Source organism: Streptomyces ziwulingensis, from assembly GCF_039542605.1.
Classification (GTDB): domain Bacteria; phylum Actinomycetota; class Actinomycetes; order Streptomycetales; family Streptomycetaceae; genus Streptomyces; species Streptomyces ziwulingensis.
Window position 1 is genome coordinate 22,627 of sequence record NZ_BAABIG010000069.1, and the last position, 19,826, is coordinate 42,452.

General features: G+C 72.9%; 20 protein-coding genes. 10 read left to right on the forward strand and 10 right to left on the reverse strand.

Annotated elements, in window-relative coordinates; all coding sequences use genetic code 11:
• Positions 1–22: 22 nt before the first annotated feature.
• Positions 23–907: an MHYT domain-containing protein gene (locus ABEB00_RS28175; RefSeq protein WP_345623234.1), complete on the reverse strand. Its 885-nt coding sequence runs from the start codon at positions 905–907 to the stop codon at positions 23–25.
• A gap of 278 nt (positions 908–1,185) precedes the next feature.
• Between ABEB00_RS28175 and ABEB00_RS28180 the strand changes: the two genes are divergently transcribed.
• Both ABEB00_RS28180 and ABEB00_RS28185 read left to right on the forward strand, forming a co-directional pair.
• Positions 1,186–2,073, forward strand: coding sequence for a glycerophosphodiester phosphodiesterase (locus ABEB00_RS28180; protein ID WP_345623235.1), 888 nt, complete (start codon positions 1,186–1,188; stop codon positions 2,071–2,073).
• A 69-nt stretch (positions 2,074–2,142) separates the two neighbouring features.
• A complete protein-coding gene (locus ABEB00_RS28185) occupies positions 2,143–2,712 on the forward strand; it encodes a methylated-DNA--[protein]-cysteine S-methyltransferase (protein WP_345623237.1) in 570 nt (189 codons plus the stop codon).
• Between the two features lie 74 nt (positions 2,713–2,786).
• Here the strand turns inward: ABEB00_RS28185 and ABEB00_RS28190 are convergent, their stop codons facing one another.
• Positions 2,787–3,215, reverse strand: coding sequence for a VOC family protein (locus ABEB00_RS28190; protein WP_345623239.1), 429 nt, complete (start codon positions 3,213–3,215; stop codon positions 2,787–2,789).
• A 121-nt stretch (positions 3,216–3,336) separates the two neighbouring features.
• On the opposite strand from ABEB00_RS28190, the gene ABEB00_RS28195 reads away from it, so the two are divergent.
• Both ABEB00_RS28195 and ABEB00_RS28200 read left to right on the forward strand, forming a co-directional pair.
• Positions 3,337–4,245 (forward strand): pseudouridine-5'-phosphate glycosidase, encoded by a 909-nt coding sequence (locus tag ABEB00_RS28195; protein WP_345623240.1) that lies wholly within the window; start codon positions 3,337–3,339, stop codon positions 4,243–4,245.
• A 31-nt stretch (positions 4,246–4,276) separates the two neighbouring features.
• Positions 4,277–5,212, forward strand: coding sequence for a carbohydrate kinase family protein (locus ABEB00_RS28200; RefSeq protein ID WP_425586582.1), 936 nt, complete (start codon positions 4,277–4,279; stop codon positions 5,210–5,212).
• 133 nt (positions 5,213–5,345) lie between these two features.
• Here the strand turns inward: ABEB00_RS28200 and ABEB00_RS28205 are convergent, their stop codons facing one another.
• Positions 5,346–6,140, reverse strand: coding sequence for a methyltransferase domain-containing protein (locus ABEB00_RS28205; RefSeq protein WP_345623242.1), 795 nt, complete (start codon positions 6,138–6,140; stop codon positions 5,346–5,348).
• A gap of 213 nt (positions 6,141–6,353) precedes the next feature.
• Between ABEB00_RS28205 and ABEB00_RS28210 the strand changes: the two genes are divergently transcribed.
• Positions 6,354–7,481 (forward strand): magnesium and cobalt transport protein CorA, encoded by a 1,128-nt coding sequence (locus ABEB00_RS28210; RefSeq protein ID WP_345623243.1) that lies wholly within the window; start codon positions 6,354–6,356, stop codon positions 7,479–7,481.
• Positions 7,482–7,554: 73 nt separating this feature from the next.
• Here the strand turns inward: ABEB00_RS28210 and ABEB00_RS28215 are convergent, their stop codons facing one another.
• The gene (locus ABEB00_RS28215) at positions 7,555–8,187 is read right to left on the reverse strand and encodes a nucleoside/nucleotide kinase family protein (RefSeq protein WP_345623318.1); all 633 of its coding nucleotides are present in this window, start codon (positions 8,185–8,187) and stop codon (positions 7,555–7,557) included.
• A 453-nt stretch (positions 8,188–8,640) separates the two neighbouring features.
• Between ABEB00_RS28215 and ABEB00_RS28220 the strand changes: the two genes are divergently transcribed.
• Positions 8,641–10,131: a glutamate synthase subunit beta gene (locus ABEB00_RS28220; protein ID WP_345623244.1), complete on the forward strand. Its 1,491-nt coding sequence runs from the start codon at positions 8,641–8,643 to the stop codon at positions 10,129–10,131.
• Between the two features lie 102 nt (positions 10,132–10,233).
• Here ABEB00_RS28220 and ABEB00_RS28225 read toward each other — a convergent pair whose 3' ends face one another.
• A complete protein-coding gene (locus tag ABEB00_RS28225; protein WP_345623245.1) occupies positions 10,234–10,845 on the reverse strand; it encodes a carboxymuconolactone decarboxylase family protein in 612 nt (203 codons plus the stop codon).
• A gap of 47 nt (positions 10,846–10,892) precedes the next feature.
• On the opposite strand from ABEB00_RS28225, the gene pdxR reads away from it, so the two are divergent.
• Positions 10,893–12,329, forward strand: coding sequence for a MocR-like pyridoxine biosynthesis transcription factor PdxR (gene pdxR, locus ABEB00_RS28230; protein WP_345623246.1), 1,437 nt, complete (start codon positions 10,893–10,895; stop codon positions 12,327–12,329).
• Positions 12,330–12,523: 194 nt separating this feature from the next.
• Here the strand turns inward: pdxR and ABEB00_RS28235 are convergent, their stop codons facing one another.
• The 3 genes from ABEB00_RS28235 to ABEB00_RS28245 form a co-directional block, all read right to left on the reverse strand.
• Positions 12,524–13,327 carry an SAM-dependent methyltransferase gene (locus ABEB00_RS28235; RefSeq protein WP_345623247.1) on the reverse strand — a complete coding sequence of 268 codons (804 nt, stop codon included), beginning with the start codon at positions 13,325–13,327 and terminating at the stop codon, positions 12,524–12,526.
• Positions 13,328–13,539: 212 nt separating this feature from the next.
• Positions 13,540–13,815, reverse strand: coding sequence for a DUF397 domain-containing protein (locus tag ABEB00_RS28240; protein WP_345623248.1), 276 nt, complete (start codon positions 13,813–13,815; stop codon positions 13,540–13,542).
• Entirely contained in the window at positions 13,815–14,675 is an 861-nt protein-coding gene (locus ABEB00_RS28245; protein WP_345623249.1) for a helix-turn-helix domain-containing protein, read from the reverse strand. The genes ABEB00_RS28240 and ABEB00_RS28245 overlap by 1 nt, the downstream gene beginning before the upstream one ends.
• Positions 14,676–14,963: 288 nt before the next feature.
• On the opposite strand from ABEB00_RS28245, the gene ABEB00_RS28250 reads away from it, so the two are divergent.
• From ABEB00_RS28250 to ABEB00_RS28260, 3 genes are all read left to right on the forward strand, one after another.
• Positions 14,964–15,965 carry an ATP-binding protein gene (locus tag ABEB00_RS28250; protein ID WP_345623250.1) on the forward strand — a complete coding sequence of 334 codons (1,002 nt, stop codon included), beginning with the start codon at positions 14,964–14,966 and terminating at the stop codon, positions 15,963–15,965.
• Positions 15,956–16,417, forward strand: coding sequence for a hypothetical protein (locus ABEB00_RS28255; RefSeq protein WP_345623252.1), 462 nt, complete (start codon positions 15,956–15,958; stop codon positions 16,415–16,417). Before ABEB00_RS28250 ends, ABEB00_RS28255 begins: the two co-directional genes overlap by 10 nt.
• Before the next feature lie 238 nt (positions 16,418–16,655).
• Positions 16,656–18,533, forward strand: coding sequence for an ABC transporter ATP-binding protein (locus tag ABEB00_RS28260; protein WP_425586584.1), 1,878 nt, complete (start codon positions 16,656–16,658; stop codon positions 18,531–18,533).
• Positions 18,534–18,624: 91 nt separating this feature from the next.
• Here the strand turns inward: ABEB00_RS28260 and ABEB00_RS28265 are convergent, their stop codons facing one another.
• Positions 18,625–18,810, reverse strand: coding sequence for a hypothetical protein (locus tag ABEB00_RS28265; RefSeq protein WP_345623255.1), 186 nt, complete (start codon positions 18,808–18,810; stop codon positions 18,625–18,627).
• Positions 18,811–18,969: 159 nt separating this feature from the next.
• A complete protein-coding gene (locus ABEB00_RS28270; RefSeq protein ID WP_345623256.1) occupies positions 18,970–19,659 on the reverse strand; it encodes a DUF899 domain-containing protein in 690 nt (229 codons plus the stop codon).
• Positions 19,660–19,826: the final 167 nt, after the last annotated feature.

Genomic DNA, 19,826 nt, shown 5'->3' on the forward strand with positions numbered 1-19,826 from the left:
CCGCACTGACAAAGGGCTCGGATCAGCGGTTCTGCGGGGCGCGGGAGCGCTTGCGGTCCGAGGGGCGGCGGGCCCGCGGCGGGCGGGACCGGGCCGGGGGACGGGCCGGGTCCGGCTGGGGAGCCGCGGGGTGGGCGGGGATTCCCGGCTTCTGCTCGACCGCGCTCCAGGGAGGCCCGCCCGTCACCATGTGCGGGTCGAAGATCACGACGACGCCCGCGAGGACGAGGAAGGCGAGCGGGCCGACCAGCATGGGCGCGAGGAGGCCGGCGGGCGACTCGCCCGGGACCGGTCCGGCCGTGGTGTGGAGGTGGACGTCGAGCGCGGCCATACCCGTGTAGTGCATGCCGGCGACCGCGAGCCCCATGATCAGGCTGGCGCCCACGCTCCACAGGAACCCGCGGATCTGTCCGGCCGCCCACAGGGCGGCGGTGGCCGCGGCCATGGCGATGACGACGGACGCGGTGACGGTGAGGGTGTTGTACTCCAGCATCCCGTCCATGCGCATGCTGGCCATGCCCAGGTAGTGCATCGAGGCGATGCCCAGTCCGGTGATGGTGCCGCCGGTGAACAGGGCCGTCCCCCGGGCACCCCGGTAGCCGACGATGAAGATCCCGATCCCCACCATCACGATGGCGACGGCCAGGCTCGCGAAGGTCATCAGCCCGTCGTAGCGCACCGGTGTGCCCTCGACCCTGAAGCCCATCATCGCGACGAAGTGCATCGTCCATATGCCGGAGCCGATCGCCGCCGACCCGAGGGCCAGCCAGCCGGGCCGCCAGGATCGTGCGACCAGCATCGATCTGGTGGTGCAGCGCAGACCGAGCGCGCCGCCCAGACAGGCCATGAGGTAGGCCACCAGCGGTGTGACGAGTCCGTAGCTGAATCCATGGACCGTGCCTTGCATGCGTGGCTGCCCTTCCGCCCTCGTGCGTCGTGGAATGCCCTGATGTTCCCCCTTCCCAGAACCGCACGGGCGGTCAGGGTCCAGGCAGAGAGTATGACCCCCACCGGAATGGTCGAACGATTCTCCGGCAAAGAATCACGGCCTTGCCGCAGTTGTGCGGTCCCGGTGAGCGGAGTTGAGTCACCCCGTTCCGCATGTGGCTGTTCCCTGCCGCCCTGCCGTTCACCCCGTGCTGTCACAGTGGTGCTGTCCGTGATCGCTCGACGTGAGGAGTACGCATGCACACGCGTGCAGTTGCCGTCACGACCACCGCGCTCCTGGGGGCCGCTCTGCTCGCCCCGGTCTCCGCGGCCCGGGCCGCGCACGACGGGGACGGCCCGGTGGTCGTCGCCCACCGGGGCGCTTGCGCGTACGCGCCGGAGAACACGCTGGCCGCCGTCGACAAGGCGGCCGAACTGGGCGTCGACTGGGTGGAGAACGACGTCCAGCGCACGAAGGACGGTGCGCTCGTCGTCCTGCACGACGACAGCCTGCGGCGCACCACCGACGTCGAGGAGGTCTTCCCCGGCCGGGCTCCCTGGAAGGTGAGGGACTTCACGGCCGCCGAGATCGCCCGCCTGGACGCCGGAAGCTGGTTCGGCGCGGCGCACGCGGGCGCGCGGGTGCCGACACTGGAGCAGTACGTCGCCCGCGTCGAGCTGCACCACCAGAAGCTGCTGCTGGAGATCAAGAACCCCGAGCTGTACCCCGGCATCGAACGGCAGACCCTCGACGTGCTCGCCAACCAGGGCTGGCTGGACCGGCGGCATGTCTCCGGCCGGCTGGTGGTGCAGAGCTTCAGCGCGGACAGTGTGCGGACCGTCCACAGGACGCGGCCGTCCGTCAGGACGGGGCTCCTGGGGGCACCGGCCGTGTCGGAGCTGCCCGCGTACGCGGAGTTCACGGACCAGATCAATCCGTCGTACACCGCGCTCTCCCTGGGGTACGTCTCCGCCGTGCAGGCGTTCACCGGTCCGCACGGCAGGCCGTTGGAGGTCTTCGCCTGGACGGTCGACGACCCCGCGGAAGCCCGCAGGACGGCCGGGTACGGGGTCGACGGGATCATCACCAACAGGCCGGACACGGTCCGGGAGGCGACGCGGACCGAGCGGGCCGCCTCTCGCTGACGGCGACGGCGGCCGTCGGGCCGTCCGCCTCCCGGGGCGTTGTCAGTGGCGGGCCGTACGGTGGGGCGCATGGACAGCCGAGGGCAGGACGGGCAGCGGGCCGGGGACCGGCGGGTGGTGTGGACCGTGGTCGGTACCGGCATCGGTCCGCTGCTGCTCGCCGCGACCCGCGAGGGACTGGTCAACGTGGTCTTCCACGCCACCGGCCCGGTCCTGGACCGGGCCCTGGAGCGGCTCGCGTCCCGGCTGGGCACCGAGCCCGAGCGGGCGCCCGGCTCCCCGTTGCTGGCGGAGGCGGTGACGCAGGTCCGGACGTACTTCGAGGGTGCCCGGCACGACTTCGACCTGCCGCTGGACTGGTCCCTGATATCCGGGTTCAACCGGCGGGTCCTGCGGGAACTGGCCTCCTCCGTCCCGTACGGATCGGTCGTCGGCTACGGCGATCTCGCCGGGCGAGTGGGGCAGCGCGGGGCCGCTCAGGCGGTGGGGGCGGCGATGGGCGCCAATCCGCTGCCGGTCGTCGTGCCCTGTCACCGGGTCGTGGAGAGCGACGGCGGCATCGGGGGGTTCGGGGGCGGCCTGGACGCCAAGCGGACGCTGCTGGCCCTGGAGGGGGTGCTGCCCGAGCCGCTGTTCTGACGGCGGCCCGGACTCCCCTGCGCGCTTGCCGGGTGAGCGAGCCACCCCGGAGGGCGCGCCCTCCGGTCGGGCGGTCAGGCGTAGTGCCGCGCCTCCAGGATGTTGCCGTCGGGGTCGGTGAAGTAGAAACTGCGCCTGGCCATCCCCCGGGCGCCGAAATTGTCGTGGGACAGCCCGGAGACGGGGACCGCCTGTTCCTCCAGGCGGCTGCGCAGCGCGTCGAAGTCGTGCTCGGGCAGTGCCAGGCAGACGTGGTTGACGGGGTGTCCGGCGCTGCCGGCGGCGTCGGGCAGCATCGTCATGCACTCGGCGAGAGCGAGCGGGGCGAGGTCGAAGATGGTCTCCTCGTTGAGGCGCACGGAGGGGAAGGACACCGTGCCGGCGGCGAACTCGGTGGTCCGCAGGGGCTCCATCGCCAGGGCTTTCTCGTAGAAGCGGGCCGCGGCGAGCGGGTCGCGCACCCAGAGGACGACGTGGTCGAGGCGTGCCGTGTTCTCCGTCATGGCGCGAGGCTCGTGCCCGGCCCGGCGCGGCGCAAGGGTTTGGCCCGGCGCGGCGCAAGGGTTTGGCCCGGCGCGGCGCCCGCCAGAGATGAGGGAGGACCGGCGGACAGGAGGCGTACCCGTGGTGCTCGTGGTGTCGCAAGAGGTGCGGGAGGCGCTCGGCTCGGGCCGGCCGGTGGTGGCCCTGGAGTCGACGATCATCGCGCACGGCCTGCCCCGCCCCCGCAATCTCCAGGTGGCGCGGGAGCTGGAACGGGCGGTGCGCCAGGAGGGGGCCGTTCCGGCCACGGTCGCGGTGCTGGACGGCCGGCCGCGTGTGGGGCTCGACCAGGAGGAGCTGGAACGGGTCGCCGGCGAGGACGGTATCCGCAAACTCGGCCACCGCGACCTGCCGCTCGCGCTCGCCATCGGGGCGAGCGGGGCCACCACGGTGTCGGCGACCGCGCTGCTGGCGGCCGGGGCGGGCATCCGGGTGTTCGCGACGGGCGGGCTCGGCGGGGTGCACCGGGAGTGGACGGCCACTCAGGACGAGTCCGCGGACCTGGGGCTGCTCGCGCGTACCCGGATCACCGTGGTCTGTGCCGGGGTGAAGTCGGTCTTGGACGTACCGGCCACGTTGCAGCGCCTGGAGACCCTGGGCGTCGCGGTGGCCGGGTACGGCACGGACCGGTTCCCCGGCTTCTACCTGTCGGACTCGGGCCATCCGGTGGACTGGACACTGCGGACACCGGAGCAGGTGGCGCGGGTCATGCGGGCGCAGGACGCGCTGGGGGCGCCCGGGTCGGCACTGATCGTCGCCAACCCCGTACCCGAGGAGGAGCAGCTCGATCCCGAGCTGCACGCGCGTGTGCTCGCCGACGCGCTCCACGCGTGCGAGCGGGAGGGCGTCACGGGACAGGCTGTCACCCCCTTCCTGCTCGGTCACCTGGTCCGGCACACCGACGGGGCCTCGCTGGACGCCAACCTGGCGGCGGTGCGCGGCAACGTACGGCTGGCGGCGCGGGTGGCGGCGGCCTGGGTCCGGGCGTGACCCGGGTGCCGGGTACGGCCGGGGGCCGGGTGTGACGGTCCGGCCGGGCACCCTGACGGAGCCGGGGGGAGCGCTGCTGGTGATCGGGGACGTCGTCACCGACATCGTCGCCCGGCACAGCGGGCCGCTGGCCGCCGGCACGGACACGGCCGCCTCGATCCGGCGGCTCCCCGGCGGGGCGGGCGCCAATGTCGCCTGCTGGGCCGCGCACCGGGGGTGCGCGGACGTGCGGCTCCTCGGCCGGGTGGGCACGGACGCGGCTGCCTGGCACGAGCGTGAGCTGGTGGCGTCCGGGGTACGGCCCCTGCTGGTGGTGGACGAGGAGGCGCCGACGGGCACGGTGATCTGCCTGGTCGATTCCGGCGCCTCGGCCGAGCGCACCTTCCTGACGGACAGCGGGGCGTCGCTTCGGCTGGCGCCCGCCGACTGGTCGGACGCACTGCTCGACGGCGTCGGGCGCCTGCACCTGTCGGGCTATCTCCTGTTCTCCGCGTCGAGCCGGGCGCTGGCGCTGACGGCCCTTCGGTCGGCACGCGCGCGTGGGGTGCCGGTGAGTCTGGATCCCGCGTCGGCCGGGTTCCTCACCGAGTGGGGCACCGACCGGTTCCTCGATCTCGTCGCCGGGGTGGAGGTCCTGCTGCCCAGCCGTGCCGAGGCGTGTCTGCTGACGGGGCGGCCGGACGCGGGCGACGCCGCGGCCGAACTGAGCCGGCGGGTACCGCTGGTGGTCGCCAAGCTGGGAGCGGACGGCGCGGTGGTGGCGCGCGGTGGCACCGTACGCGCACGGATCCCCGCCGTGCCGACCGCGCCCCGGGACACCACGGGCGCCGGTGACGCCTTCACCGGCGCGTTCCTCACCGCCCTGCTGGCGGGCGCGGGAGCGCGGGAGGCGGCGGAGGAAGGGTGCCGGGCGGGTGCCCTGGCGGTCGGACGGGTGGGTGCGAGGCCCTCCGGAGGCGCCCGGTGACTGCGCCACGGGCGGACGGCTCGGGCGGACGGCTCGGGCGGCGGCCGGCCGGCCCGCGGGCGTTCCCGCCTCCGTCCGGCGGGCTCGACCGGCCGGGGTGCGGCCGCCGCGGCGCGGGTCCCGCGGGGTGCGGTTACGGCTTGCGTCCCCACGCCGAGATCATCGGGGCCGTGGCCAGGTCCATCGAGCCGGAGGCGACGTTCGCGAGGTGCCGGTCGATGTCCTGGTCCGAGGCGAGCCCGGCGGTGACCAGTTGGTCGCGGACCTGACGGACCGTGGCGGACTCCAGGGCGGCCGACGCGGGTGAGGTCACCGGGAAGTGGGCGTCGGCCTCCACCCGGTGCAGGCCGGCCTCCCTCAGCAGGCGCGGGAGCCGGCGGCCGTACGACAGGTCGACGCCGCGGCGGCTGAGCAACTGGCGGAAGGCGTGGCGAAGCCGGTTCGCCAACTGCTGCTCGGGGCCGTGCTCGTCGGGGCAGAGCAGCGGCTGCAGCGCGGGGTCGGCGTCCTCGACGAGGAGGCGTCCGCCGGGACGGAGCGACTGGACCATCGCCCGCAACGCCCGTTCCCGCTCGGACACGTGGACGAGGACGAGCCGGGCGTGCACGAGGTCGAAGCCCTCCCCCGGCGGTTCCTGGGCGCCCACGTCGTGCACCCGCACCTCCACCGGGGTGCGGGCGGCCGGGGCCAGCAGGGAGGTGTCGATGTCCGTCGCGACGACCCGTCCGGTGGGCCCCACCTTTTTGGCCAGCCACGACACCACGGACGTACCGCCGGCGCCGACCTCCCAGCAGCGCCAGCCGGGCCCGACGCCGAGGGCTGCCAGGTGCCGGAACGTCGCGGGGTCGAAGAGGGTGGCGAAGGCGTCGAAACGCTCCGCCGCCTCGGTCTGCCGATTGTCGAGGAGATACCCGTCGGTTCGCGTCATGCCGCGATCATTCCAGTTGCCCGTCTTGTCGGAAGTGGTCGACGCTCCGGCACCGCACCGGTACCTCGGTCCGAATTCCGGTTGTCCACAGCCGGGAACAAAGCGGAATCTCCCCTTTCCACAGGCTCGCACACGGCTCGCACCGGGCTGGCAGACTGGCGCGGCAGAGCGCGGGAGACACCGCGCGGCGTGATCCACACGGGAGAGATCCGGATGTCCATGGCAGGGAATCTGCGGAAGGTCACGAGCCTCGGCGGGGTCGGCGGGCTGCGCCGGGTCGCACGGCTCGCCCGGCGGCGTCCGCGCGTCGACCTGAGTCACCCCGCGCGCTCTCCGCTGGGTTCCTCGGTGGTCAACTGCGTGACGTACCGGGAAGGCGTCCGCACGCCGGAGGGGGCCGACCTGGTCGATGCCGTGAAGCGGGTGCGGCGTCGTGGGGACGGTTTCGTCTGGCTCGGGCTGCACGAGCCGACGGACCAGGAGTTCGCGGGCATCGCCGACCTCTTCGACCTGCATCCGCTGGCGGTGGAGGACGCCATCGAGGCGCATCAGCGCCCGAAGGTCGAGCGGTACGGGGACACGCTCTTCGCCGTGTTCAAGACCGTCTGCTACGTCGAGCACGAGGAGTTGACGGCGACGAGCGAGGTGGTGAGCACCGGCGAGATCATGGTCTTCGTCGGCGAGGACTTCGTGGTGACCGTGCGGCACGGACGGCACGGTTCCCTCGGCCCGCTGCGGGAGGGGCTGGAGTCCGATCCGGAGCAGCTCGCCAAGGGGCCGTCGGCGGTGCTGCACGCGATCGCGGACCATGTCGTCGACGACTTCCTGACCGTCATCGACGCGGTGCAGGTGGACGTGGACAACGTCGAGACGGCCGTGTTCGCGGAGGACGGCGCGCGGGTCGATCCGGGGCGCATCTACCAGCTCAAGCGTGAACTCCTGGAGCTGAAGCGCGCGGTGGTGCCGCTGGACCGGCCGCTGGAGGAGCTGGCCACCCGGCCGATCAGGGTGGTCGGCCCGGAGATACGGGCGTACTTCCGCGATGTCTCGGACCACCTGCTGCGGGCCACCGAACAGATCGCCGCCTTCGACGAACTGCTCAACTCCATCCTCCAGGCGCACCTCGCGCAGGTCACGGTCGCGCAGAACGCGGACATGCGGAAGATCACGGCGTGGGCGGCGATCGTCGCGGTGCCGACCATGGTCTGCGGGGTGTACGGCATGAACTTCCGCCACATGCCGGAGCTGGGCTGGCGGTACGGCTACGGCCTGGTGATGGGCGTGATAACCGTCGCCTGCCTGGCGCTGTACCGGGGCTTCCGGCGCAACGGCTGGCTCTGAGGACCGCCGGCGGACGGGCCCGGCCTGCGCGGCACGGATCAGCAGGTCGGTCGGGTGAGCAGGGTCGGTCGGGTCAGCCGCTCCAGGCGGGGTGCCGCGGGTCGTCGGCGCGTACCCGGACGTCCGCGACGCCGGCCGGGTCGCTCTCCCGCTGGTAGCGGTCGAAGGCGGGCAGCGTCCACCGCTCGGCCTCGGGCGTACGGCGCCGCAGGGCACCCGGGGAGAGGAGGAGGTGGACGCTCAGATCGAGGGGGAACCAATGGCGCAGCAGGAAAGGGCCGTGCAGGAGGAGGAAGCCACCGGGCGGGAGCCGGACGTAGGGGCTGCGGGTGGCGCGATCGGTGGCCGGGTCCCACAGGTCGGGAAGAACGCGCCCGTCACCGCCCGGATCGAGGGGGCCGAACAGCTCGCGCCACAGCGCCCCGGTGTCGTACCAGCCGTCGTAGTAGGAGTCGGCGTCCTGACGGCCGTGTTCCAGGCGGAGAGAAGCGGGGCGGAGGAACCCGGACGTGCCGACCACCAGCGAGGGTCTGCCGAGGACGCGGAGCGCCTCACCGACGTGCTCGGCGAGGTCGCCGGGGCGGGCCGCCGGGGCTCCGTCGAAGGCGATCCGCGGCCAGGTGCCGCCGTCGGCCGGCTTCAGGTCGAGCAGCCGCTCGGCGAGCTGGTCGCCGAGCCGGTCCCAGGTGATCGCTTCCCATCGCACAGAGCCCATGATGCGGCAGGCTCCGCCGGGGAGGCGCAGGGCGGGTCGGACACCGCCGGACGGGTGGACGGGGGCAGGCCGGCTGACTCGGGGAGGGGGCGAGGATGAGGAACCGATGCGGGCGGGAGCCGAAGCGAGGTGATCGACGGGCCGTACTTCGTGCTGACGGTGCCGGGTGTACCGGGTGTACCGGGTGTACCGGGTGTACCGGGTGTACCGGGAACGGGTCTGGTGGCCGGTGTCTTCTGCGGCTTCCCGGCCCTGGTCTTCGTGAGGCGGGGGCTGACCCCGTTGCCGCCGGCGCGGGGCGTGGCCGCGATGAACTCGATCACCGGGCCTGCGCCAAGGCGGTGTCCGCCGCCCTGCGCGCCTGGCCGGCCGGACGTACCGTGGGGCCAGGGAGTGCCGTCGCCGAGACACGGCCCGGCGCCCGCGCACGCAAGGAAGACGGCCATGGCCGACCCCAAGGGATTCATGACCACGCCCCGCGAGGACTGGCCCCGCCGGCCGGTACGGGAGCGGGTCCACGACTGGAACGAGGTCTACGTCCCGGGGGCCCTGCTGCCGATCATCAGCGAGCAGGCGGACCGCTGCATGGACTGCGGTATCCCCTTCTGTCACGAGGCGTGTCCGCTCGGCAACCTGATCCCCGAGTGGAACGACCTGGTCTCCCGGGAGGACTGGCGGGCGGCGAGCGACCGGCTGCACGCCACGAACAACTTCCCCGAATTCACCGGCCGGCTCTGCCCCGCGCCCTGCGAGGCGGGCTGCGTACTGGCGATCAACCAGCCGGCCGTCACCATCAAGAACGTCGAGTGCGCCATCGCCGACCGGGCCTGGGAGGAGGGTTTCACTCCCCCGCGTCCACCGGACCGGCTGTCCGCCCGGACGGTGGCGGTGATCGGGTCGGGGCCCACCGGACTGGCCGCGGCACAGCAGTTGACCAGGGCGGGGCACACGGTCGTCGTGTACGAGAAGGACGACCGGATCGGGGGGCTGATGCGGTACGGGATCCCCGAGTTCAAGATGGAGCGGCGGCATCTGGAGCGGCGGATCGACCAGATGCGGGCCGAGGGGACCCGGTTCCGGACCTCGACGGCGGCCGGGCGGGACATCGCCGCGGACGAGTTGCGGGCCCGGTACGACGCGGTCGTGCTCGCCACGGGGGCGACGGCGTGGCGGGACCTCGCGGTGCCGGGGCGCGAGTTGACCGGCGTGCATCAGGCGATGGAGTACCTGCCGCAGGCCAACCGGGTCCGCGAGGGCGACCTGGAGGTGTCCCCGCTGTCCGCCGCCGGGAAGCACGTCATCATCGTCGGTGGCGGCGACACGGGGGCGGACTGCCTGGGTACGGCGGTGCGGGAGGATGCCGCGTCGGTGACCCAGTTGGACATCTACGGACAGCCGGGTCCCGAACGCGACGAGGGTGCGGAGCCCTGGCCGACGTATCCGCGGCTGTACCGCCTGTCAGCGGCGCACGAGGAGGCGGGCGAGCTGCGGTCCGCACCGGCGGCGGACGCGGACGCACGGCTGTTCGCGGCGTCCACGCTCCGGTTCACCGGCGACGCGGACGGGCGGGTACGGGAGTTGCATCTGACCGGCGTGGACGCCGGGCGCCGCCCGCTTCCCGGCACCGAGCGGATCCTCCCCGCCGACCTGGTGCTGCTCGCGCTCGGCTTCTCGGGGCCGGACCGCGAGGACGGGCTGGTGGACCAGTTGGGCCTGGAGCTGGAGCCGCGGGGCACCATCGCGCGGGACGCGCGGTTCGCGACCAACGTCCCCGGCGTGTTCGCCGCGGGGGACGCCGCGCGGGGGCAGTCGCTCATCGTGTGGGCGATCGCGGAGGGCCGGGCGGTGGCGGCGGCCGTCGACCACCATCTGACCGGCGCCCCCTCACCTATGCCGGCACCGATCGGACCGTACGACCGGCCGATGACGGCCTGAGTCCAGGACAGGGTTCAGGGCCGGGGGGGCAGGGCTGCGGTCAGGGTCAGGGCCGGGTTCAGGACCGGGTTCAGGGCTGGGTTCAGGGCTGGGTCCAGTGCGTCAGGGAGCGGGCCGTGTGTTCTTGGCGGCCGGGCGGCGCTCATCCGTGCCCGCCACCTTCCGTGTCGCGAGGGCCACCCGGTTCCAGGTGTTGATCGCGCAGATCAGGGCGAGGAGCTGGGCCAGTTCCGGCTCGTCGAAGTGGGCGGCGGCGCGGGCGTAGACGTCGTCCGGGACTCCCGCGTCGGCCACAGAGGTGACCGCCTCGGTGAGGGCGAGCGCCGCCTGCTCCTTCGCGGTGAAGAAGTGCGGGGCCTCGCGCCACACGGCGACCATGTGCAGCCGGTCCTCGCTCTCACCGGCCTTGCGGGCGTCGTTGGTGTGCAGGTGGAGGCAGTACGCGCAGTGGTTGAGGTGCGAGGCGCGGATCTGGACCAGCTCGACGAGGGCCGGGGCGATTCCTTCGCGGGCTGCGGCGTCGAAGCCGATGAGCGCGCGGAAGACCTTGGGCGCGGACCGCGCGAAGTCCACGCGCTCCCGCCCGGCGCGGACGGCGAGAGGACCGGAGGGAGTGGGAGAGGCGGGAGAGGCGGGAGAGGTGGAAGAGGTGAGCGGAGCACGAGAAGTGGGAGGGGCGGGAGGAGCGATCGTCGCGTTGCTGTGGGTCGTCATGTCGTTCAATCTACGAGCCGGAAAGACCGGCTGTAGGGTGCATTTCCGTGACGAGATCGTGGGTCAATTCCGCGGAGCGGATCGGTGTCGACCTGCACCTGGAGCTGTCCGGGCCCGGGGGCCGACGGGCCGCGCTGATCCAGGCGCTCCGGGACGCCGTACGTGGTGGCCGGCTCGCTCCCGGGACGCGGCTGCCCCCGTACCGCTCGCTCGCCGCCGATCTGGGTGTGGCCCGCAACACGGTGGCCGACGCCTACGCGGAACTGGTCGCGGAGGGCTGGCTGACGGCACGTCAGGGTTCGGGCACCCGGGTCGCGGAGCGGACCGAGCCGGTGCCGCGCACCGCCCGCGTGCCCAGGAAGGCGCCGCTGAGCGCGCGCGGGCCGCGGCACGACCTGCGACAGGGCACGCCGGACGTGTCGTCGTTCCCGCGCGCGGACTGGCTCGCCGCCTACCGGCGCGGCACCCAGCAGGCACCCAACGAGGTGTTCGGCCCCGGCGATCCGGCCGGCCGGATCGAGCTGCGGAAGGCGCTGGCGGAGTACCTGGCACGCGCGCGTGGTGTACGGACCCGTCCGGAACGGATCGTGATCTGCTCGGGGTTCGCGCACGCCCTGCGGCTGCTCTTCGGTGCCGGGGCCGTGGGTGCGGCCGGAGGCGGGGTGCTGCGCGGCCCGCTGGCGGTGGAGGGGTACGGACTGCCGTACCACCGGCATCTGCTGTCGGCGGCCGGTGTGCGGACCGTGCCGCTGCCGCTCGACGAGCACGGGGCGCTGGTGGACCGGCTGGGGCGGGAGCGGGCGGTGCTGCTCACTCCGGCGCACCAGTTCCCGACGGGCGGCCCGCTGCACCCCGCGCGCCGGGCGGCCGTGGTCGACTGGGCACGCGCGCGGGCCGGGCTGGTCCTGGAGGACGACTACGACGGCGAGTTCCGCTACGACCGCAAGCCCGTCGGGGCGCTGCAGGGCCTCGATCCCGAGCGGGTGATCCACCTCGGGTCCGTCAGCAAGAGCCTGTCACCCGCGCTGCGGCTGGGCTGGATGGTGCTGCCGGAGCGGTATGTCGACCCGGTCCTCGCGGTCAAGGGCGACCGCGAGGCATGGGTGAGCGTCCTCGACCAGCTCAGCCTGGCCGACTTCATCGTCTCGGGGGCGTACGACCGTCATGTCCGGCGGATGCGGCAGCGCTATCGCGGGCGCCGGGACCGTCTCGTCCGGGCGCTGGCCGCGCAGGCGCCGCACGTCGTGGTCACCGGCGTGGCGGCCGGGCTGCACGCGGTGCTGCGCCTGCCGCCCGGCACCGAGCCCTCCAGCCTCAAGGCCGCCGCCTGGCAGGGCATCGCCCTGGACGGGCTCGCCGAGTTCCGGCACCCGGAGACGGACATGGCGCCGCGCGACGGGCTCGTGGTGGGGTACGCGGCTCCCTCGGAGCACGCCTACGGCGCCGCACTCGACGCGCTGCTCGGCATACTGCCGCCCGGGTGAGCGGCCCCGCTGCCGGGCCGCCCGGGTGAGCGGCCCCGCTGCCGCCACCCGCGCCGCGCACACGCCCCCAGCGCGCCGCGCACTCCCCCACGTCCCGTCCGACTCCCCCACGTCCCGTCCGACTCCCCTGCGTCCCGTCGGCACTCCCCTGCGTCCCGTCGGCACTCCCCCACGCCCGTCGGCGCACGGTCACGTCACGGCTTGCGGGCCACCGCTCCGTAGCCGGGGATGGGACCGTCGTCCTGGCCGGGAACCGGTTCGCCCAGTTCCGGGTGCCACAGGTGGGGTACCTGGATGCCGGGGTCGACGAGTTCGAGGCCGGCGAAGAAGCGGGTGAATTCCTCGCGGGAGCGCAGGGCCAGAGTGACTCCGCCGGCCTTCAGCTTGTCGGTGGCCGCCTTCGACTCCTCGGGCGTGAAGTCGGAGGTCGCGTGGGTGACCACCAGGTGGCTGCCGGAGGGCAGTTCGGCCAGCAGCCGCCGGACCAGCTCGTGCGCGCCGTCCTCGTCGGAGATGAAGTGCAGCAGGGCGATCAGCGACAGCGCCACGGGCCGGCCGAGGTCCAGGATCTTGCCGGCGCCCTCCAGGATGGCGTCCGGGTCGCGGACGTCGGCCTGGAGGTACTCGGTGGCCCCTTCGTCGGCGCCGCGCAGCAGGGCCGCCGCGTGGGCCAGCACGATGGGGTCGTTGTCGCAGTAGACGACGCGTGCGCCCGGGGCAACTGCCTGGGCGACCTGGTGGAGGTTGGGCTCGGTCGGTATGCCGGTGCCGATGTCCAGGAACTGCCGCACACCCTGGCCGGCCAGCCAGCGCGTGGTCCGCTGCATGAACGCGCGGTTGACGCGCGCCATCACCGGCACCCTCGGGTCGAGGGTGAGCATCTGGCGGCCCATCTCCTCGTCCACCGGGTAGTTGTCCTTGCCGCCGAGGTACCAGTCGTACATCCGCGCGGGGTGCGGTCTCGTCGTGTCGATCTCGACGGGCTGCTGACCGGTCATGACGGGCTCCAGAGGGTTGCGTCCATGCTGCGGTGATCAGTCAAGGCGAAGTTCGGTTCAAGGGTCGGGGGATCAGAGGTCAGGTCAGGTCAGGTCTGATCGGTCAGTACTGGTCGGTTTCGGTCCAGTTCGGTCTGGTCCAGTTCGGTCTGGTCCGGTTCGGTCTGGTCCGGCCTGCGGGTCAAGTGCTCAAAAACAAACGGGTGTACGTGTCAGGACAGCAGGAAGTCCGCCTTTCCCGCCTTGGCCCCCTGGATGAAGGCCGTCATCTCGTCGGTCGTGTAGATCAGCGCGGGACCGTCGGGGTCGGTGGACTGGCGTACGGCGATCCGGCCGTCGGCGAGTTTCATCGCCTCCAGGCAGTTGCCGCCGTTGCCACCGCTCCACGGCTTGTGCCAGCCCTCGCTGCCCAGCTCGCGCGCGGGCATGCCGTTGTAGATCCGCTCACCGCGGATCCGGGGTTTGGGCTGGGACGTGATGCGATCCATTACAGCTCCTTGCGGAAATCCCTGAGGATCTCTTTGGTGCGATGTGCAGTAGCGGCCTGCGCCGCCATGCGGTCCATGACCTCGAGGTGGGTCGCCACCTCGGCGCGCGCGTCGAGGTAGACGGCGCCGGTCAGGTACTCGCTGTAGACCATGTCCGGGAGTTCCGGCATGGCGAATCGGAACAGCACGAAGGGCCCGTAGGTGCCGGGGTGCGGCCCGTTCGCGAACGGGACCACCTGAAGGGTCACATGGGACAGCTCCGTGGCCTCCATCAGCTTGTCGATCTGCTCGCGCATCACCTCCGGGCCGCCGACCGGGCGGCGCAGCACGGTCTCGTCCATCACGACCCAGATCCTGGGCGCGTCCTCGCGGGTGAGCAGTTCCTGGCGTTGCATCCGCAGATCGACGTGGCGCTCTATGTCGTCGGGGCGGGTCTGGCCGATGGCGCCGGACTTCAGCACACCACGCGCGTACGCCTCGGTCTGGAGCAGGCCGGGGACGAAGTGCGGCTCGTACGAGCGGATCAGCGCCGCGGCGCCCTCCAGGCTGACGTACATGGAGAACCAGCCCGGCAGGATGTCGTGGAACCGCTGCCACCAGCCCGGCTTGTTGGCGTCCTCGGCGAGCAGGACGAAGGCGTCGGCCTCCGCGTCGGAGACGCCGTACGCCTTCAGCAGGAGCTGGAGGTACGGGATCTTCAGCGAGACCTCGGCCATCTCCATGCGGCGGACCGTGGCGGGGGCGACGCGCAGGATGCGGGCCGCTTCCTCGCGCTTCATCCCGGCGCGTTCCCGCAGGTCGAGCAGGCGTCGGCCGAGGACGACCTGGCCGACCGTCGGCGCGGACCGCGGTTCACTCACCGCTCCACCTCCACGAAGAGTCGCGTAGTCACGAGAAGTCTGTTGTCCGGACCAGCCCTGTTGTCACGTGCCAGCGCACCGGACCACCGGCCCAGGCGCGCGCGGACAGCCCGGCGGCGCCATCCGGGGCCCCGCGAGATCCGGTGAGACCTTCGCGCGGTCCGAAGTGGCGCCGCTCGTCGTGCTGTTGCGAGCAGTCTGCCACGCCTGTCCAGAGAGTCACACAGCACTCTGCAATTTTCAGAGTGACACTTGCCAAGTGTTCACGGCGGGGCGATAGTGGCAAGCGTGATTCCGTCCGCGCCTTTAGGAACAGAGGCCGCCGCGGGCCCCCACGGCCTGGGCGCCGCCGCCACGGGAGCCGGCCCCTCCGGGCCGGCCGCCGAGCGCCGGTTCCGCTTCGAGCTGGCCGCCCATCCGGGTTCCCCCGCCCGGGCCAGACGGCTGACGCGCGCCCGGCTGACCGGCTGGTCGGTGTGTGAGGACACCTGCGACACTGCGGCCCTGGTCGTCTCCGAGCTGGTCACCAACGCCATCGTGCACACCGCGAGCAGACACGTCGTGTGCGAGCTGCGCGACGGCGCCGATCTGGTGCGCATAGCCGTGCGGGACGAGGGGTGCGCCCCTGGCCAGTCCCACCCGTCCTCCCGCGAGCAGCCCGAGGAGGAGCACGGCAGAGGACTGCTCCTCGTCGACGCCCTGTGTCACGCCTGGGGCGCCCAGGAGCACGGCCCCGGACTGCTGGTCTGGGCCGAACTCCCGCGCCGGGCCGACGGACCGCACGACACCGCCGGACCTGACGCCGACGGACCGCACGGCACAGTCAGCCTCGACGCCGACGTGTCGCACGACTCCGCCGGCCCGGACGCCGTCCGACCGCGCGACACCGCCGAGCCGGACGACGCGTCCGTGCCGCACGACGACCTGGGCTGGGGCGCACGCCCCAAGCCCGGACCGCCCGGCGACGACGACCGCACCGGCGACGAGGGCGAGAGACACACGCGTGCGGACGAGAGCACCGCGCGTGCGGACGCGAGCCACGCGCGTACGGACGGGACCCACCCGCACCCGCAGGACGGTTCGCACAGGCGGGACGACTCCCCCAGCCGGGACGACTCCCCCAGCGAGGATGACTCCCCCAGCCGGGACGGCTCCTCCAGCGGGGACGGCTCTCCCGCCCACACCGGCGAGGCACCGGCCCCGGCGGACGCAAGAGCAGACGTACCAGCAGACACGCACGCACCGGCAGAAGCACAGGCACACGACGTGACGGGGAGCGAATGGCTGTGAGGGCGGCAACCGGCACCCGGGTACTCGGTATGGACACACTGGCCCGTCTGCAGCGCGCACGGCTCACCGGCGGCAGACCGGCCGATCCGCTCCACCGGCTCCCCGTGCCGGACGGCATGAGCGCGCCGCTCGGTTGCGACGCGGTGGCGATGCCCTCCGTTCTCGGACAGCAGGTACTGCCCCGGCTGCCACGCGTGGGATGCATCTACGCCGACGCGACGCACTGGTGGTACATGGTTCCCGCCGACTCCGACTACGCCATGGAATGGCCCGCGCCCTCGCGGTACGCCACCGGCGCGGTCGTACCGGACGCACTGGACGCCCCGGGCGCACCCGGCCTGATCCACCGCCCGGACGACACCGTTCCGTACACCCCGCCGATCCCGCTCTACCTCGCGCTGTGCCGCCTGACGGGGACAACGCCGAGCTGGTCGCGTCCGGTCAGCGCCTGAGCCCCGGCCGCGCCCCCCGGCCCCGCCGACCCGTGTGACGGGGCCCTGTCAGGCCGGGTGTGCGCCCGCGTGCCCCGTGCTGCCCCGCTCACGCCCTGCCCCGCCGGGGCGGCTCCCGCCATAGTGGCCGTCGGTCCACGACCTGGGGAGGCCGACGGTGCGGAAGAAGGGCGACGCGGAGCCTACGGGCGTGTCGGAGTCGGAACGGCTGCTGTTCGGCGGGCCGCTCCGTTACGACATGGGCTGGAGCCAGCACTCCGAAGCGTTCCTGGAGCTGAACTTCCGGGCCATGGTACGGCGGCTGCCTTCCCTGCTGACCGCCAGTCTCCGGCTCGCCCGGCAGGCCGACCCGCGGGCCGCCCGGATCGTACTGGCCTCCGAGGCCGGCCGGGGGGTGGCACAGGCGGTGAGTCTGCTCGCGGTCAACAGCGTGCTCGGCGGGCTGATGGCGGCCGGCCCGATCGAGGAACGGCTGCGCGGCGTCCTGCCGGCGCTGATCACGGTGGCCGCGGTGATGATGGTGGCGGCCCTGCTGCGCGCGGCCACGGTCTACGCCACCGGGCGGCTGGAGCCCAAGGTGGAGCGGGTGGCGACCGAGCGGTACCTGGAGCGGGCGGCGGAGGTGGAACTGGCCGCCATCGAGGACCACGCCTTCCACAAACTGCTGGACACCGCGCAGTACGGGGCCTCCTCGGCCCGCCGCATGATCTCGTACGGCACCCGCGTGATCAACGCGATGATCTCGCTGGTGGCGGCGGCCGGTGTGCTGACCGTGCTGCACCCGGCACTGCTGCCGCTGCTGGTGACCATGACGCTGCCGAGCGCCTGGAGCGCGCTGACCGTCGCGCGCCGCCGGTACGAGTCCTTCCACGTCTGGGTGCAGCACGCGCGCGCGGGGCATCTGATCGGCAATCTGCTCATCGAGCCGGAGGCGGCCCCGGAGATCCGGGTGCACGGCGTGGGCGGGTTCCTGCTGCGCCACTTCCGCGCGATGTCGGAGACGGCCGAGGCCGAGCAGGCCCGGCTGGCCCGGCTCGCGGCCCGGACCGGCCTGTTCGCGGCGGCCTGGACGGGGCTGGCGACGGCGGCGACGTACGCGACGCTCGGCGGGCTGCTGCTGGGCGGCGCGATGGCCCTGTCGGTGGCGGCCACCGCGGTGATCGCGATCCGCACCGGCTCGCAGAGCCTGGAGACCCTCGTGGTGGAGGTGAACTCCCTGCACGAGGAAGCGCTGTTCGTCGGTGACCTGGAGCGGCTGTACGTCGAGGCGGCCCGGCGGGCGATCCCGGCGGGCGGCGCCGACCTGCCGGCCGAGCCGAAGGAGATCCGCTTCGAGAACGTCACGTTCCGCTACCCGGGCGACGCGGCGCGGCCCGCGCTCGACGACGTGTCGCTCTCCTTGCCGATGGGCCGGATCATCGCGCTCGTCGGCGAGAACGGCTCGGGCAAGACCACCCTGGTCAAGCTGCTCGCCGGGCTCTACGCCCCGGACAAGGGGCAGATCCGCTGGGACGGGGTCGACGCCGCCGCGGCGGACCGGCGGGCGCTGGCCGAGCGCATCGCGATGGTGGCGCAGGACTTCAAGAGGTGGCCCTTCACCGCCCGGGTGAACATCGCCGTGGGGCGCTCGTCGGCCCCCTTGAGCGAGGAGCGGGTGGCCGACGCGGTCGCCGAGGCCGGGGCCGGGGAGGTGGTCGCGGACCTGCCGCGCGGCCTGGACACGCTGCTGGCCCGCAACTTCAGCGGCGGCCACGAGCTGTCCGGCGGGCAGTGGCAGCGGCTCGGCATCGCACGCGCGGCGTACCGGCAGGGCCGCATACTCGTGGTGGACGAACCGACGGCGGCCCTGGACGCGCGGGCCGAGCTGGAGGTCTTCGAGAAGATCAGGGCGCTGGCCGGCAGTGGCCAGACGGTCGTCCTCATCACCCACCGGCTGGCGTCCGTGCGCCACGCCGACCTCGTGCACGTCCTGGACCAGGGCCGGCTGGTGGAGTCCGGAACCCCCGACGAACTGCTCGCCTGCGGCGGCGTCTACGCCGAGTTGTACTCACTCCAGGCGGAGCAGTTCACGAAGGTGCCGGTGCCGGTGCCCGCGTCCGCGCCGAAGGCGGGGTAGCCGAGCCCACCGGCCGGAAGGACGGCGGGACGGCAGGACTCCGGGACTCCGGGACGGCAGGACTCCGGGACGGCAGGATTCCGGGACGGACTCAGGCCGTGACACCGCTCATGGCGCCGCCGGCCCGCACGATCACCAGGAACATGTCCGTCGCGAGGTCCATGACGACCTCGGCCGGCAGCCCCTCCTGGCGCCGCGCGTGTGCGAACTCCTCGGCGGGCCACGACCCGCGGGGATTTCCGGCGGAAAAGCGTTCGAGCACTGTTCGCCCGTTCACCCTGCACCTCCATGTAGCGCTGTACTCGTAGAGAGTTAAACGCCAACCATGGGGTGAACGGCTCGCGAAGTGACGGTTCTGAGACGTAGTTGTCACTCGTTCACCTCAAAGAGTGATCTCGGCCGCCGCCCCTCACGTCTCGGCCGCCGCCCTCGCGTCTCAGTCGTCGTACTCGTCGTGGTAGCGGACGCGCTCGCTCCCCGCGGGCACCCCGAGCACCGAAGCGCGGCCCGCGGGTTCCTCCCAGGCTTCCTGCCGTCCCAGCGCGGTCAGGTCCAGGAGGCTGCTGGTGGAGCCGAGGCAGTCGAGTCCGCGCTCGTACGTCGAGTAGGTGTGGAAGACGCGGTCGTGGTCGCGCAGGAAACAGCTCAGCCCCGGCCGCTCGAACAGCTCACCCTCGTGTTCGACGCTCACCTCGAAGTCCGTGTTGAAGTCGCTGACGTAGGACGAGTACCAGGGCAGCGTCCAGCCCATCCGCGCCTTGAACGGCAGGATCTTCTGGTACGGCGCCCGGGACACGGCCGCGAACGAGGTGCCGCGGGCTCTCAGGTGGGCCAGGTGCCCGATCTGGTCCAGGAACGCCGAGCAACTGCGGCAGCCGGACGCCCACTCGGGGGCGAACATGAAGTGGTGGACGACGAGTTGCCGGCGCCCCTCGAACAGGTCGAGCAGCGCCGCCTTGCCGTCGCCGCCCTCGAACACGTACTCCTTGGTCACCTCCACCATGGGCAGCCCGCGCCGCTCGGCGTTGAGGGCGTCACGCGCGCGGGTGGCCGTCTTCTCCTTGGCCAGCAGCGCCGCGCGCGCCGCGCGCCACTCCTCGCGCGAGACGATCTCGGGAAGCGACATGGGCTCCTCCTGTGCAACGGGTCCGTCGGTGTGGTGACCGACGGGAGCACCGGAACTCATCGCGGCTCGCGAAGTTTTTTTCCGGCGCGCCGCTCACCGCTCACCGCTCACCGCTCACCGCTCACCGCTCACCGCGAGAATCTGTCCGCGCAGGGGTTTGTCGGTCG

Excerpts from the sequence above, each read along its gene's own strand:
- ABEB00_RS28190 (WP_345623239.1), bottom strand. The coding sequence starts at position 3,215 with ATGACGGAGAACACGGCACGCCTCGACCACGTCGTCCTCTGGGTGCGC.
- ABEB00_RS28210 (WP_345623243.1), top strand. The coding sequence starts at position 6,354 with ATGTCCATGGCAGGGAATCTGCGGAAGGTCACGAGCCTCGGCGGGGTC.
- ABEB00_RS28205 (WP_345623242.1), bottom strand. The coding sequence starts at position 6,140 with ATGACGCGAACCGACGGGTATCTCCTCGACAATCGGCAGACCGAGGCG.
- ABEB00_RS28260 (WP_425586584.1), top strand. The coding sequence starts at position 16,656 with ATGGGCTGGAGCCAGCACTCCGAAGCGTTCCTGGAGCTGAACTTCCGG.
- ABEB00_RS28270 (WP_345623256.1), bottom strand. The coding sequence starts at position 19,659 with ATGTCGCTTCCCGAGATCGTCTCGCGCGAGGAGTGGCGCGCGGCGCGC.
- ABEB00_RS28180 (WP_345623235.1), top strand. The coding sequence starts at position 1,186 with ATGCACACGCGTGCAGTTGCCGTCACGACCACCGCGCTCCTGGGGGCC.
- ABEB00_RS28175 (WP_345623234.1), bottom strand. The coding sequence starts at position 907 with ATGCAAGGCACGGTCCATGGATTCAGCTACGGACTCGTCACACCGCTG.
- ABEB00_RS28240 (WP_345623248.1), bottom strand. The coding sequence starts at position 13,815 with ATGGATCGCATCACGTCCCAGCCCAAACCCCGGATCCGCGGTGAGCGG.
- ABEB00_RS28220 (WP_345623244.1), top strand. The coding sequence starts at position 8,641 with ATGGCCGACCCCAAGGGATTCATGACCACGCCCCGCGAGGACTGGCCC.
- ABEB00_RS28225 (WP_345623245.1), bottom strand. The coding sequence starts at position 10,845 with ATGACGACCCACAGCAACGCGACGATCGCTCCTCCCGCCCCTCCCACT.
- ABEB00_RS28255 (WP_345623252.1), top strand. The coding sequence starts at position 15,956 with ATGGCTGTGAGGGCGGCAACCGGCACCCGGGTACTCGGTATGGACACA.
- ABEB00_RS28185 (WP_345623237.1), top strand. The coding sequence starts at position 2,143 with ATGGACAGCCGAGGGCAGGACGGGCAGCGGGCCGGGGACCGGCGGGTG.
- ABEB00_RS28235 (WP_345623247.1), bottom strand. The coding sequence starts at position 13,327 with ATGACCGGTCAGCAGCCCGTCGAGATCGACACGACGAGACCGCACCCC.